We start from the raw sequence: 14167 nt of genomic DNA, 5'->3' as shown, positions 1-14167 counted from the left end.
ATTAAAACTTATCCCATATGGACCCATCCAAACAATATGTATGTTCTCTTTACGTGAAACTAAAACAATATACAAGGTATGCCAGCTATTTGATAATTGCCCAAGTTGAGGATATCCCCAAGACTGTGGAAAACCAGATTGGCAAGGCCCTGAAGTCCATTCGGGAGCAGGTCAAAGATCATATCTTCACTTTCTTTTTACTGACAAGAAAATGGATGGGGTTGGCTTGATCGCCGATAGCATCCCCACCCATATTGCCAGTGACCATTTATCTTTATCGGTATTATTTTTTTTCAAACTCAAAAAGGGCTTCATCGACTTCAGCATTCAAGACATAGGACTCAACATTGATAGCCAGTTGAACCTCATTGATAAACCAAGTTATGGTAAAGGGCAATAAGATCCCATTAACATTCTTATAATCCTGATAATAGGTATATACCATATGATCACTTCTTGTGTTTCGGTTTTCCACCAACATTTCCAAATAATTGTCCTTGTTTATGAATGAAATGGCTTCATCATCAACTTCTTTTCCTTTCACAAAGGTTTTTCCTTTGTTAATCTTTAATTTATAACAGTCTTCCCCCATTATCTTTTCTTCACCAATAAGCTCCATTCTATATCCCAGTTCTTTTGCTTTCACAAACATCAGCGGAAATTCCTGGGCTTCTTTTTTGGCCTTGGACGATATTTTGGAGTTCCGTTTGGTCAACTCACCTTTGACAAAATCATAGTCCCAAAAATGTTCCCCGTCAAAAGCAAACTGTACCACCCTTTTCCCATCTACTATCTTATTGCCTAAAAGCCTTCCCGATTTACTAATGGTAAGAATCTTATCAGACCCCGAAGAAGTAATGAACTCTCCCTTCAAGTGAATGGATTTTATTTTACTCCAAGCCTCTTTCCCACCTATTTTTTCGATATGGTTTTCGATAATTTGATCTACAGATTGTGCTGATACTATACCAACAGCGCATACCCATAGAATAACTGTATAAACTCGTTTCATAAAAATATTTTTTTTAATGTTAAACTGTAATTGATTGTAAGAGATATCTTCTGACCATATCCTTAATTTGATTCACAAAGAAATTTGGTCACGATCAATCTATTTTTTTCTTCTTGTCAGCCATATGGACAAATAGGTAATTGCAATTCCCAATGGTAACAACCAGACAAGCACAATTTTCCATATTTTGATAGTGGACTGACTGATTTTGAATCCATTGTCCTGAAATTGCGGTTTACGCACATCAACTGGAAATTCACTATTGGAGAGCCATTCAAAAATACCCATCATAAATCTTGGATTATTGGTTTCCAAATCTTCCCGTTGCATAAATGCCTCACTATTACTCCAACAATCCGCATCACCCAAGACCACTATACGTTGTACCTTGCCAGCTTTTTGTTTACTCAGTGCAACGGCCATTTCATAAGGTTTTTGAATTTCGCCAACATCAGTATTCTGAACCAAGCTGTCCCCCTCAAAATTTGTGGATTCCAATTCATTCCAACAGCCACGCCATTTGGTCTGTAAAAGGGGGGTAACCGCATACCCTTTTTCTTTGGCCAGCTCATATTCCAGTCCCATACCTTCGAGTGTTGTCACTTTTTCATTCCGTATTGCCATACGTTCAAATACAAAAGAGATTTCTTCCTGAATTTTGGGCGTAAGGTTATTTATGACCAAAGTGGGGGAAAAATTCTCACTGGGTTCCACAATGACCCCATCAATAAATTCGACGCCAATATGTTTGGCTAAAGGGGCCAAATGCTCCCTTCTGTTGGGTTCTGCAGCAATGAGCAGATTACCCCCATTGCCTATGAAGGAATACAATCTTTTCTGTTCCAATTCTGATAGGGGTGACCTGGCATCGGCCACTACCAAAATATCAATGCTTGCCGGGACATCTCCATGAGACAGGTCTATCTCCTCAAAATCAAATCCATTGTTTATCAGTGACTCCCTATAATTTTTCAAAACCGAGACCCTGCTATAGTCAGCGTCTCCCGTACCGAACACTTCCCGTTCACCATGACCTTTTACAAAGCCCACTGTAATACTTCTTTTGTCGACACGCTTCAAGGCCACGGTGATTTCCTTCTCGTCAGGCATGACCTGCATATCCTTAAAAATCCGAAGAAATGTTTTTTCTCCATCTTGATGCTCCACAAGCCTTACAAATACGTTATCCTCTTCTTTCAATCCCATGCCCTTTACTTGATCCGGACCTAAGACTTCATTAAAATCTATGTCATAGAGATCTGCCACTTTTTTTGCCATTTCAGCTTCAGAATCGTCTGGATATCGACTGTAGATGTAAGGATTATTGCTTGGGGTATCCCAGTAATAAACATACTTTAGTTCGATATCCGGTTTAAAGCGGATATACTTCTCGAAGCGTTCCATATCGACCTTGACCCTAATGGGAACCCCATAGTACATGTTGTATCCCAAAATGTTCACATAGGTGGTTATGATCAATTTACCATCAATATTCTTGACAATACGCTGACTGTTCTCACGAAGGGTATTGTGCTTATTTGCAGTTACATCCAAATAACTTTTTATGGTTGGTCTTGAGAAGACAAAGCCCCCCACGACACCAATCAACAGAATTAAGGCATACCTACCAAAGTTCACAAACTTTTTCCGTATCCTTCCAGCTTCCAACTTAACAATGGTAAACCCTAAAAATATAGTGACCACTATTAGAAAATACATAACATCCTCGCTGGTCAATAAACCGGAAATCATGGTCTCCGTGCGACCGGACATTGACAGCCAATAGGTCAACTCACGTACGAATGCGATACTCTGACCAACCGTGCCAACATAGTTCAACGCGCCCAAAATTGCGAGTGTGCTGAAAGCAGCCACCACCTGATACGACGTGAGCGCGGACATGAAAAGTCCAATTGCGGAATAGGCACATATCAATAGATATACACCAAATAACCCTGAAAGCAAATAGGGAACATCCAAATTTTTGACCCCCATACTTCCAAAAATTACTGACAGTGATAATATTCCTATGAGGATCAAGCCATAGAACAACATGGCAAAATACTTACCAAAAACAATTTGATAGGATGACACCGGTGAAGAGAACAGCAGCTTTATAGAACCGCTGCTAATTTCACGACTCATCAATCCCATGGTCAATAAGGGGATATATAAGAATAGGTTGTTCTGTATTTTGATGAACACGGTTCTGGCCCCCATAGGTTCAGTAAATATCCTTGTTGTGATATTAGATGAGCTCCTACCTGAATCCGCAAACTTTAACAGCAACTCAAACATGTCTAGAAAGGTAATGTTCGCCTGTATGGTAAAAATGATAAGAATCAGCCAAGCTATGGGGGAATAGAACAAGTTCTTCAGTTCTGTCTTCGCAATATTTAGGATTGTTTTCATATTCTTTCGTTTTAAACTTGATTGACAAATTCTTTTTTTGATAAGGCGGCAAATGTTTCTTCCAGTGTAGTCTTTTCGACGGTTATCTCGTACAGGTGCCACCCTCCTTTTATACTCAGCTCGACAATGTTCTCAAGCGTGTCCTTTTCATTGTTGACCTTAAAACGGAACACGCCCTTGGCATTCAAAGGGGTCACGGCATCCACTCCTTTCATTTTTTCGAGTTCTTCTATGGAAGGTGGCGTTCGCATCTTTACCAGAGCTGTATTGGTCTCAATCACATTGTGGAATTCCTCGATGGTTCCCTCAAAGACCATAACGCCGTTCTCAATCATTTTTATGTGGTCACAAATGGCCTCAACCTCCGATAGAATGTGCGTGGATACAAGGACAGAACAGTCCTTGGCAATATTCTTTATTAGATTTCTGACCTCTATGATTTGATTGGGATCCAAACCATTGGTTGGCTCGTCCAATACAACAAAAGAAGGCTTGTGTACAATTGCCTGTGCGATCCCGACGCGTTGTTGGTATCCTCCTGAGAGGTTTCGCAGCAATCTGTTGCTGAAATGCATGATACCGCACTTGAGTTTGGCCTCTTCAATGGCATCATGGATGATCTTCTTGTCCGTATGCCTTAGCTTTGCACAATGCAACAGATATTCATCAACGGTCAAATCAGGGTGCAATGGTGCTTTTTGGGGTAAAAATCCAATTTGCTTTTTGGCCTCTTTGGGATATTTTCTAACATCAATTCCGTTGATAAAAATATCTCCCTTGGTTTGATAAAGGGTGCCGCACATGGTGTTCATCAACGTTGATTTTCCGGCCCCATTGGAGCCCAGAAGCCCTATGACGCCATTATGGGTGACATCGAAGCTTACATCCTTGACCGCCCATTGGGAGGTGTACCGATGGGAGAGATTTTCTATTCTTAATCTTGCGTTTTCCATTGCCATTAATTTTTAGACCTTACTTTTAATTCTAGTCGTTGTTTGGTTCAAAGGGGTTTCTATAATTGAATTTCAAGGGCTCAAGCCCCAAATGTTCGCGGATAAGGGGCTCGAGTCGTTTTCCCCGTGCATGTTTGTCCACTATTTTTCCTTCTTTGTCCAACAGCCAAACTGTGGGATAAGATGATATCTGGAACAGTGCATGGTGATTGACCTTAGCTTTCTTGCCCTTATCCAGGACTTGGGGCCATGTCGCATCCGCTTTTTCCGTGATGTCCATAACATGTTCCCTTGCAGCCTCACCTTCTTCCGCGATTCCGATGATCTCAAAACCTTTATCCCGGTATTTCTTGTACATTTCGGCTACCTGTGGCATTTCTTTGATACTGTAGGGGCATCGAATGGACCAGAATACAAGGAGGACGACTTTCCCTCTAAAATCTTCAAGGTCAATGACATTGCCCCCCATATCCGTAACTTCCAGTTGAAAGGGGTCATCGGGACTTCTATGCTTCAATACTTCCAGTGCTGCCATGTTTTTCTTGGCTATTTCATGAAGGGCCGTAAAGGCCGATTGATCGGAAAAGGGTTTTCCACTTTCTGTTATCTCCAAAAAATGGGCCCAGTAGGGTTCCTGAAGGGAGGGAGCATAGCCTGATACATAACCTATGAAACGTTGGACCGTGGTCGCGATCGATTCCTCATTTGAATACTTGTTTAGAAGTTCGGTCATTTTCAAGCGGAAGGTTTCCCAATAGTGGAGATCGAACCGTTCCCAATAATTTTCTTCCGTAGGATCTTTGTACAGTCCTTGGTAGTATTTCAGCGCCAATTCCAAATCCCTATAGAACACCTTCAGGTCAATTCCCATTTTTTTGCTCATAGGCGCATCTGAATTGGATTTCGAAGCGGCCAAACTCCTTCCAAACCGAAGCCATTCCTCCATAGCTTGATGGTCCACTGGAACAACCCTGTTGAATTTGGAATAAATCTCAGCCTTTTCCTCTCTAGTTTTGGACGCTCTATATTGGACCGATACCCTATTTATTTCTGTTAACAGGCTGTCTGATATTTGATCTTCAATAAAATCGGGGGTGAAGGTGCGGTGGAAATACATGTCCAGCACCTCATCATAGTGGGGGTCGTCGGGATAATCCCTTAAAAAAGAGGCTGCTAGCTTACTTTTTTTGGATGCGATTTGATCATTGTGCCGTCTTCTTTCAAAAATCGATAACCCCTTATCGGGTGTGCCAAAATAATTCTTGATACTGTCCAGTTCTTCCCATGCTTCCTTCGCACTTGATTCCTTATTGCTAGTGCTTTGGGACCATCCGCTAATAGTCAAACAAGAACATAGCAACACTTGCATTGCTGAACGGATCATTAAAATAGCTTTCATTGTGTTTTAAGATTATGGATTAGTATTTCTTTCGAGCATTATCATCTGGCCCGCAGATAATTAAACCTTATCAACCAGGGTGTCGTAACATTTAAAAGCATATTCCTTTTGGACACTGTTCTATCTGCCGGCACTCGTATCAAAGAGACCGGCAGAATGAATATTCCAGTATGCTTAAAGGATCAATACCCCGGGTTCTGGGGTTCAAGGTTCGGGTTCAACTCGATTTCATTGAGAGGAATCGGAAACAGTACATCCGTATCCTTCCAGTTGGTTTTTATTGGGGCCAAGACTTCACTGGCCTTCCCCATTCGTTTAAGATCGAACCAACGGTGCCCTTGTTCAGTGAACAGTTCAACACGACGTTCCTGTAAGATCGCATCCAATAGATCGGCTTTGCCGGCCGCTGTTGTATTGGCCAGGCCTGCCCTATTCCTAATGACATTTAAGTCTTGCTGTGCACCCGAAATATTTTCCAATTGTGCCCTAGCCTCGGCACGAATCAAATATTGTTCCGCCAATCTGAATACTATGGTATACTCCAGAGATAATTCTGTGGTGTAGAAAGCTTCCTTGTACTTATGGGCATAATACAATGTAATTTCTTCGTCAGATTCGCTTGTAAAACTACTGATCCAATGCTCCAACCGTTGATCTCCTTCCTCAAACGACGACAAGAGTTCATCAGTGACCGCATAGTAATTTCCTGGTATCATCCGAATTATCAGCCAAGAGGCTTCATTTGCATTGTTGTCCGGATAATCATCAGGCTTGAACTGCCATATGGCCTCGGAGGATTCCTTCAAAAAGACATTGGCCACATCTGGTTCCAGTTCAAACCCATCCAATACTTGAGATGCCGTTGTCTCGGCCAACCCCCAGTTTTCCGTATACAGATAAATCCGCGCCAACAGTGCTTTGGCAACCCATCTATTGGGAATCACACGTTCGCTCACCACATAGTCCTCACCCAAGAGATCAATAGCATCGATAAGATCATCAATAACGTGTGCATACACCTCAGCTTCCGACATGCGGCCTACAGTATTGTTTTTCAAATAATCGGTTGTAGTAATATAAGGGACATCACCGTACATGCCCACCAATAGACTATGTATAAAAGCACGAACAAAGAGCGCCTGCCCTTTATATTCATTTATTTCAGCAGTGCTTAAGCTTTGTGTTTGATCAAGACCAATGATGATATCATTGACCGCATAGATGATATTATAGGCATGGGTCCACCATTCCAAAGCAGTTGAACTGCTATTTATGACGCCATGATTATATATCCTCGAATATTCGACAAAAGAGTTATAATAATCTAATTCATCGCTATAGGAACCCATTAATAAACCCAAGCCAAAATTACCCGATACCATACCGTCATCCCGCATTTTAACATACACATTGGCCAATGCGGATTCTACGGTCTCTGAATCCTCAAAAACCGTTTCTGCTACCAAGGTATTTTTTGGAGGGTCGATTTCAACAAAATCCGTACAGGCATTAATCCCGAGTATTGCTAGTAAAAGGACTTTGTATTTTATGCTATGAACACATTTTTTCAAGTGCTCACGCTGTAAAATTGATTTCTTTATGTTGATTTCCTTAGTCTTCATAATCAATAATTTAAAAGTTTAGGTTCAATCCCAACGTGAATTGACGTAGTGGCGGTAAATAATTAAAACTTGTCTGTTCTGGGTCGCCAAATCTATACCCTGTGATGGTCAATAAGTTCTGGCCTTGTAAATAGACGCTTGCATCCAACCCTAGGCTAAAACCCTTTGGTATTCTATAGGTCAGCAAAACGTTGCGCAATCGAATAAATGAAGCATCCGTAACGGCTGCATCACTCGTAGCTTGGTATCCGCCAACATAGGGTAGATCACCGCTAAAGTCCAATCCAGCCGTTGCACGTGGATAGGGAGCAATATCTCCAGGTTCCTGCCAACGGTCATAAAAATCCACGGGTAGATTCCTAGGGTATCCGGGTAAATTCTGATCCCGATAATAGTTGTACCCCAATTGTTTTTTGAATTGAAAGAAAAAATCCAAGGATAGATTCTTATACCTTAATGTATTGCCCAAACCACCATAAAGATCGGGCGTAAAATCCCTTGTGACCTGTCTATCATTTGTCCTATCGGTGAGACCGTCGTTATTGAAATCCTCGAACTCATATAAACCGGTTTCCGGATTTACGCCAAGGGAGCGGAATAAATAACGAATGTTCAAGGATTTTCCGACTTCATATCTATTGGCAAATGTGGAATTTTCAATGTCATCGAACTTCAACAGTTCATTTTTTGGAACTGTGATATTGAAGCTTGTGGTCCATCGAAACCCCTTACCTTGGACATTAACCGTATTAAGATCTAATTCAAAACCGGTATTTTGAACAACAGCATCAAAATTCCCTTCTAAACTCCCAAAACCAGTTGTGGCCGCCAAAGGAATTCCTATCAACTGGTTGGATGAGCGGTTTCGATACCAAGAAGTATTCAATACTAACCGGTCTTTAAAAAATCCAAGCTCAAGACCAAACTCAAGTTTTTTGTTCTCTTCCCAAGCCAAGATAGGATTGAAAATTCCAGAGGGCTCCATTATGTTGATGCCATTATACTGCTCATTGGACGTGGTATAAGTATCCAAAAATTTATAATTTCCTATATTATCGCTCCCGGTAGTGCCATAACTCGCCCTTATCTTACCGAAATTGAACGTTGGATTGTCTTTAAGAAAGTTTTCATTGGAAAAAATCCAAGCCGCCCCGACAGCTCCAAAATTACCGAACTGTTTTCCCGGCCCAAACCGCGAGGAACCATCCCTTCTACCGGTAAGGTTAACTATATACCTGTCTTTCCAATTTAGGTTCAGTCGACCAAAAAAGGCTTGATAGTTGTATTCACTATCGATATCATCCACTATTTCAACAGTTTCTGCAGCAGCGATATTTTGGATGAGTTGGTTGCTGGCAAAACCTCTACCCCGCTGCACAAATTGTTCCGTGGTCTCTTGTTGAAAGGTGGATCCCACCAACACATCCAGTTTTAGGCCGTTCCATTCCTGCATCCAGTTTATTTGTGGTTCAACGATCCAAGAATCACGAGCTGAAGTATTCAGGTCAATGATTGAACCGGTCCTTGATGTGTATCCGTCACCGGGACTTCTGGAATCATGTGGAAAAGTATTGAAGGAACCATATTCGCTGTTGTTATACCCTAAGTTTGTCTTAAATTCCAAACTTGACAATAAGCGATATGATACTCCCAGATTTGCAATGAGTGTTTTTGTTTGTACTTGATAGTCCCTTAGCATTTGGGCCATCGGATTGTCCCGGAACGTATTGTTTTCCCAATTAATATTACCTTCTTCATCATATACCGCAGGCGCGTTCGGTGGCAAGGAATAGGCTAGGCTTGTTGGGTCTTGACGAAGTAAATCATTGTTCTCTATCGCATAATTGGTTGAAAAATTCAAACTAAAACGGCCATCTTTCGATTGGTGGTTGACATTACTGTGCACGGTTGTCTTTTTATAATTGGAGTCTCCCGGAAAAACGGTGGTCTGTTTTTGATGTGCCCCACTGATCAAAAATTGGGTTTGATCACTACCGCCAGATATAGAAAGCTGTACGTTGTTTCTGAAGGCTGTACCCCCAATGAGTTCTTTTTGCCAATCTGTATATCGATCTTGTCCCCACACCGTAATATCAGGCCAGAAAAAATCGAAAGCGGGATCCTCTAAAAATGAGCCATAGCCATCCTGTACAGCCCCTTCCCTCCTAACTTCCAAAAATTGATCCGTGGTCATTAAATTTCTGAACTGGCTCACCTTTCCCAGGGAGGTGCTTAAGTTTGCCGTGAATTGGGTTTTCCCAGCTTTTCCCTTCCTTGTAGTAATCAATACCACCCCATTAGCACCTCTAGATCCATAAATGGCCGTGGCATCTGCTTCTTTAAGAATTTCAATACTTTCAATGTCTTGTGGATTGAGCGCATTCAGCGGACTTACGTTCGCTTGATTAATCTGTGAACCTACCCGGGTTGCTTCCAACGACTCTGAGCTAAAAGGGACGCCATCGACAATGAACAAAGGATTTGTACCCCCGTTTATAAAATTTCTGCCCCTGATCTCGATTTCAAAACCGCCGCCAGGAACTCCTGTGGTCTGTCTTATGTCAACTCCCGACACATAGCCTTGAAGGGCCCCTAAAGGATTATTGACAGGTTGGTTTTCAATGGTTTTCTTATCTATTCTAGCAATATTTCCAGTGGCCTTTCTTTGGGAGGTTTTGTAATAGCCCGCGTTCAACACCACTTCGTCCAGTTCGCTGACGCTTTCCTCCAGACTTATATTGACCGTACGCAGCTTGCCTACGGAAATCTCTTGGCTGCGGTAACCGACACTGGTGAATACCAGAACACTGGATTCATCGGGCACCATAATTTTAAAATCACCATTGAAGTCGGTAGCCACACCACGGTTCATGTTTTTTATCCGCACAGTGACCCCTGGCAAAGGAACCCCGTCCAGGTTTGTCACCTTGCCTGTTACCACAAAATCCTGTTGTCTTTGGTCCATGGACATGGATTCGGGTTTGATGAATATGGTATTGGAATCGGTCAGGTCGAGAATTACGGGAGAATCGGCCAAGCTCAATTGCAAAAGCTTGTCCACTTTTATCTTTCCCTTCTTTAACTCGACCTTTGGCTTCCCTTTGAAGAGATCCACTTGGTAGATGAAATTGTAGTCCGTCTGTTCCATGATAAGGTCAAAGACCTCATCCACGGTCAGCACTTGGTCGGTTGCAATGACTACCATTTGCTGGGATAACACCTTGTCCGTGTTCATTCCCATGGCCAAAGTACAAAAAAAGAGAAGGTAGCCTTTCATAGTCAATAACAAGAGCTTGTTTCCAAGGGATTTTGGAGAAGCCCAATTTGTTTGGTTTTTCATAAATTTGATTGCATTTAATTAATGAGTCATTAGTTATTTGTCCAGGGGGAAGGATTATCGTCGGTGAGATGTTGGTAATCCTGTCCCTCTCTTTTTTTATAGTGGTCCACTTAATGGACGGTTCTAGCGGATGACCACTTTGTTCTCTTCTATGTCATAAGCGTTGATGAATTTAGTGTTCTTGATAAGTTCCAATATTTCTTCCAAGGGTTGGTCCTTGCTCAGTGTGCCCTTGAATTCGACATCTTTCATGGATTGTTCGGTAATCTCTATATCGATATCATACCATCGGGAGAGGGTAACGGCAATCTCGCCCAAAGGTTTGCTCTTGAACATGAAGAGTCCCTCGCGCCATGCGGTTTCGGCCTTTACATCCAATTGTTGGACCTCAAGGGTACCGTTTTCAAGATTGGCAACGGATTGATCGTTTGGCACCAAAATGGCTTTTAAAGTGCCAAAACCTATTTCCACCTTCCCTTCCACTAAGGTCGTGTACACCTGTTTTTCTTCTGGGTATGCTTTGATATTGAACTCTGTTCCGAGAACGCGGACATTTTGTTGTCCGTGTTCCACTTCAAAGGCATCACCTCCATGCTCCGTGGCGGGAGTGACATCAAAATAGGCCTCCCCGTATAAGAGCTCGACAACTCTGGTTTCCCCTGGATTGAAATGCACAGGATATGTAAGCTTCGAGCCTGAATTCAGCCAGACCTTGGTACCATCGGCCAGCGTAACGGCAAATTGTTTCCCTCGGTTGACGGAAATGGTATTGTACCGATGGCTCTCCTTGGCCTTCTCCCTATCATAGACCACTTGTTCCCCATTACTGGTCACATAGTTGTTTTGATAGTTGTTCCCTTTTTGCAACACCACTTCAGTGCCATCTTCCAAGGTCAGGATGGCCCCATCGGTTCCTTGTTCGATGGAGGTTTCCACAATCTGGGTGGGCTTGTTTTCACTGGTCATATCATAAAAATACCAGCCAAGGCCCATACCCAACAAAAGGACAATGGAAGCTGCGGCTATCCATTTTCGACCGAGCTGGAATTTCCTTGCTCCTGTGGTCCTGCCATTTTCATTGGCCGATTTTAGTACCTGTTCATAGAGACGTTCCATATTCGCATCTGAATCTGATAGTCTCAGATAATAATCAGCTTTGACATAGGTGTTGAAGGTTTTTTTATTGGCCGGTTTCTGCAACCATGTCAATAACATGTCCCATTCGTCCTCTGTCAGTTTTCGGTCAAGGAACCTATGGATCAGCTGTTCTTCTTTTTCGGTCATTGGGTATGTGTTGTTTATGGGTTAAACGGATGTCACTTAAAAGATACTTAATCATTTCTTAACTTTTTTCTACATTTACCCGGCGTTGGTCTGTTATGTCCCATCACTCAATTCCCCTAAAATGAAGACATTCGAAAATGACAATGAATTGGCGAAGGCGATCATTAACGGTGATAATCAGGCTTTTAAATTGTTTTTCGATACATACCACAAGGCGCTGTTGGGCTATGTCCTTACCCTGACCCATGACCGGGATCTGGCCGAGGATATTGTCCAAATGAGTTTTGTCTCGATTTGGAAAAGACGAAAATCCCTACAGCCATTTGGGTTTAAACAGTTGTTGTTCACCACGGCAAAGAACCAATTCATAGACCACTACAGGAGTACCCTGACTAGGGCCAACCTCTATGCAGAATTGACCTTTGATGCTGTCCATGATGAAAGAGAAGGTGAAGAATATGCCCAACAACAGATCATCAAACTTAGAAAGATCATTGGGACTTTGCCCGAACGTTGCCAACAGATCCTTCGCATGACCAAATTAGAGGGGCTGAGCCAGCAAGAGGCCTCAGATTATTTGGGAATCTCAGTCCGCACGGTCGAGGCGCAGGTTCGAATTGCCTATAACAAGATCAGGGAAGCCTTTGATGGTGATGATACGATGATCCTTTTTTTACTTATGGGGGCATTGCATCAATTATATGTGGAACAGGGCAACTCTTGATCACTTATCCTCTATTACCGGGACAAGACAAGAGAACCGTTGCCTGTCCTCCTATCTGCTCCGTTGTCAAATTTCTTTCAATACCGTTTGAAGGGCAAAAGGTGCGGATTTTTCAGTATACAAATAGGTCATACTGGAAGTTCCGTCAAACACTAAAACTATATGCCCTCCACATGACAACATGAACAAGGGCCTGAAAATTATTGCCTACGATACAGAAATAGAGAAAAAACGGATCACCTATACCATTAGACTTGCATGGACCACCATTGAAAAAGACCTTAGTGCCTCAATGGCCCCTGTAAGTGAGGGCTTGGGATACAATTCCATCACTACCATGGAAATCTATTTGAAGAACTTTGAGAATGCTGCATTCGACCAAATCAATGAACTGGCCATAGTCTATACCTTATCATTGTCAACCATTTCTCTCAATCATTCTCAAACACTTTTATTTCCTTCCATTTAATCTCACCTTCCCTCGGCTCGGCATTGTCACAGTATACTATCCATTGCAACACTTCCTCTGAGGTCAAAACTGACGGATTGAGCCCTATTTTCTTAAGCAACAGAAATCTTTTCGGCAATATGGGGTCATACCTCGAAGGGCCCAACTTTTCGACAGCATCACTACCGGTCATGGAAGGGAAAAATTGTACGTCCACAACCTCACGTACGGTATTGTCCATAAAAAAGGTCGCCATGCCTTCTTTATTCTCCTCGTTTTTGGCAAGGTATTCATAGGGTATCCCAATATCCGCATTCAAATACTGGGCAAGTACCCTGCCCGTGTTCACGGCCCAAACTCTAAGCGTCAAATACGTTTTAACCTTTTTTTCTGGTTCGGTCCCTCCTAAGGAACCCAGGCTAAGAATTGGGTTTTCAAGATAGGATGGTGATGCTTTTACCTCTACCGTTTTGGAAAGTATTTCAAACTCAAGGTCTATTATGGGGTCTTTGGTACGGTTAAGAACGTCCCTGATCTCATAATCAAGCATAGCCTCCGAATTAAAATTGTATCTCTTATAGTATTTCTTATCCTTAGCTTGGTGTGCAGTGTTGCTCTTTGGAATATCCACCACATAGATTACATGACCTTTTTGCTCATTCACCGTGACTGGATGGATTTTGATTCCATCTATTCTTGGTCTAATATTTCCCTGGATGATTTGCTCTAACCATTCCTTTGAAACCAAATTTCTGTCAATGGGATCGATTCCTTGGGGCAAATGTCGCTTTTCAGGATCTTCCGATACCCCATAGATTATGGTTCCACCATCTGAATTAGCAAATGCCGATACATCTTTGGAAATTTCATTCACCTTTTTGTCCTGTTTTCCAAGAGATGCCGATGCCTTATAGTCAAGATTTAGGTTTTCCTCAATCTTATTAGAAATCAAACTATTGATTTTATTCAAGTC

11 protein-coding genes are annotated in these 14167 nt (G+C 42.2%); 3 read left to right on the top strand and 8 right to left on the bottom strand.

The features are described 5' to 3' along the window. Positions 1-17: 17 nt before the first annotated feature. Positions 18-230, top strand: coding sequence for a hypothetical protein (locus tag ACPD8L_RS02130; protein WP_129656014.1), 213 nt, complete (start codon positions 18-20; stop codon positions 228-230). Between the two features lie 53 nt (positions 231-283). Here the strand turns inward: ACPD8L_RS02130 and ACPD8L_RS02125 are convergent, their stop codons facing one another. From ACPD8L_RS02125 to ACPD8L_RS02095, 7 genes are all read right to left on the bottom strand, one after another. After that, positions 284-1012, bottom strand: a complete 729-nt coding sequence (locus ACPD8L_RS02125) for a hypothetical protein (protein WP_423941629.1) — start codon at positions 1010-1012, stop codon at positions 284-286. Between the two features lie 99 nt (positions 1013-1111). Then, a complete protein-coding gene (locus ACPD8L_RS02120) occupies positions 1112-3424 on the bottom strand; it encodes a Gldg family protein (protein WP_423941628.1) in 2313 nt (770 codons plus the stop codon). Between the two features lie 11 nt (positions 3425-3435). Continuing rightward, positions 3436-4377, bottom strand: a complete 942-nt coding sequence (locus ACPD8L_RS02115; RefSeq protein ID WP_129656011.1) for an ABC transporter ATP-binding protein — start codon at positions 4375-4377, stop codon at positions 3436-3438. A 31-nt stretch (positions 4378-4408) separates the two neighbouring features. Next, complete coding sequence (locus ACPD8L_RS02110) at positions 4409-5776, bottom strand: TlpA disulfide reductase family protein (protein ID WP_129656010.1); 1368 nt, start codon at positions 5774-5776, stop codon at positions 4409-4411. Positions 5777-5958: 182 nt separating this feature from the next. Beyond that, positions 5959-7398 (bottom strand): RagB/SusD family nutrient uptake outer membrane protein, encoded by a 1440-nt coding sequence (locus ACPD8L_RS02105; protein WP_129656009.1) that lies wholly within the window; start codon positions 7396-7398, stop codon positions 5959-5961. Between the two features lie 10 nt (positions 7399-7408). Next, the gene (locus ACPD8L_RS02100; RefSeq protein WP_423941625.1) at positions 7409-10675 is read right to left on the bottom strand and encodes a SusC/RagA family TonB-linked outer membrane protein; all 3267 of its coding nucleotides are present in this window, start codon (positions 10673-10675) and stop codon (positions 7409-7411) included. Positions 10676-10861: 186 nt separating this feature from the next. Next, positions 10862-12022, bottom strand: a complete 1161-nt coding sequence (locus ACPD8L_RS02095; protein WP_423941624.1) for a FecR family protein — start codon at positions 12020-12022, stop codon at positions 10862-10864. A 121-nt stretch (positions 12023-12143) separates the two neighbouring features. Between ACPD8L_RS02095 and ACPD8L_RS02090 the strand changes: the two genes are divergently transcribed. Together ACPD8L_RS02090 and ACPD8L_RS02085 are read left to right on the top strand one after the other, a co-directional pair. After that, positions 12144-12746 (top strand): RNA polymerase sigma factor, encoded by a 603-nt coding sequence (locus tag ACPD8L_RS02090; protein WP_423941622.1) that lies wholly within the window; start codon positions 12144-12146, stop codon positions 12744-12746. A gap of 181 nt (positions 12747-12927) precedes the next feature. Continuing rightward, the gene (locus ACPD8L_RS02085; protein WP_423941620.1) at positions 12928-13215 is read left to right on the top strand and encodes a hypothetical protein; all 288 of its coding nucleotides are present in this window, start codon (positions 12928-12930) and stop codon (positions 13213-13215) included. Here the strand turns inward: ACPD8L_RS02085 and ACPD8L_RS02080 are convergent. Next, on the bottom strand, positions 13178-14146 hold the full coding sequence (locus tag ACPD8L_RS02080; RefSeq protein WP_423941618.1) for an AlbA family DNA-binding domain-containing protein: 969 nt from the start codon (positions 14144-14146) through the stop codon (positions 13178-13180). The two genes, ACPD8L_RS02085 and ACPD8L_RS02080, sit on opposite strands and share 38 nt — an antisense overlap. Positions 14147-14167: the final 21 nt, after the last annotated feature.

This window comes from Flagellimonas algicida (genome assembly GCF_049629585.1).
Classification (GTDB): Bacteria; Bacteroidota; Bacteroidia; order Flavobacteriales; family Flavobacteriaceae; genus Flagellimonas.
The sequence above is the reverse complement of the archived record's forward strand: the minus strand, read 5'-3'. Positions and strand labels throughout refer to the sequence as shown.

Bases quoted from the DNA above. Each gene is read 5' to 3' on its own strand.
- ACPD8L_RS02130 (WP_129656014.1), top strand. From the start codon at position 18: ATGGACCCATCCAAACAATATGTATGTTCTCTTTACGTGAAACTAAAA.
- ACPD8L_RS02125 (WP_423941629.1), bottom strand. From the start codon at position 1,012: ATGAAACGAGTTTATACAGTTATTCTATGGGTATGCGCTGTTGGTATA.
- ACPD8L_RS02120 (WP_423941628.1), bottom strand. From the start codon at position 3,424: ATGAAAACAATCCTAAATATTGCGAAGACAGAACTGAAGAACTTGTTC.
- ACPD8L_RS02115 (WP_129656011.1), bottom strand. From the start codon at position 4,377: ATGGAAAACGCAAGATTAAGAATAGAAAATCTCTCCCATCGGTACACC.
- ACPD8L_RS02110 (WP_129656010.1), bottom strand. From the start codon at position 5,776: ATGAAAGCTATTTTAATGATCCGTTCAGCAATGCAAGTGTTGCTATGT.
- ACPD8L_RS02105 (WP_129656009.1), bottom strand. From the start codon at position 7,398: ATGAAGACTAAGGAAATCAACATAAAGAAATCAATTTTACAGCGTGAG.
- ACPD8L_RS02100 (WP_423941625.1), bottom strand. From the start codon at position 10,675: ATGAAAGGCTACCTTCTCTTTTTTTGTACTTTGGCCATGGGAATGAAC.
- ACPD8L_RS02095 (WP_423941624.1), bottom strand. From the start codon at position 12,022: ATGACCGAAAAAGAAGAACAGCTGATCCATAGGTTCCTTGACCGAAAA.
- ACPD8L_RS02090 (WP_423941622.1), top strand. From the start codon at position 12,144: ATGAAGACATTCGAAAATGACAATGAATTGGCGAAGGCGATCATTAAC.
- ACPD8L_RS02085 (WP_423941620.1), top strand. From the start codon at position 12,928: ATGAACAAGGGCCTGAAAATTATTGCCTACGATACAGAAATAGAGAAA.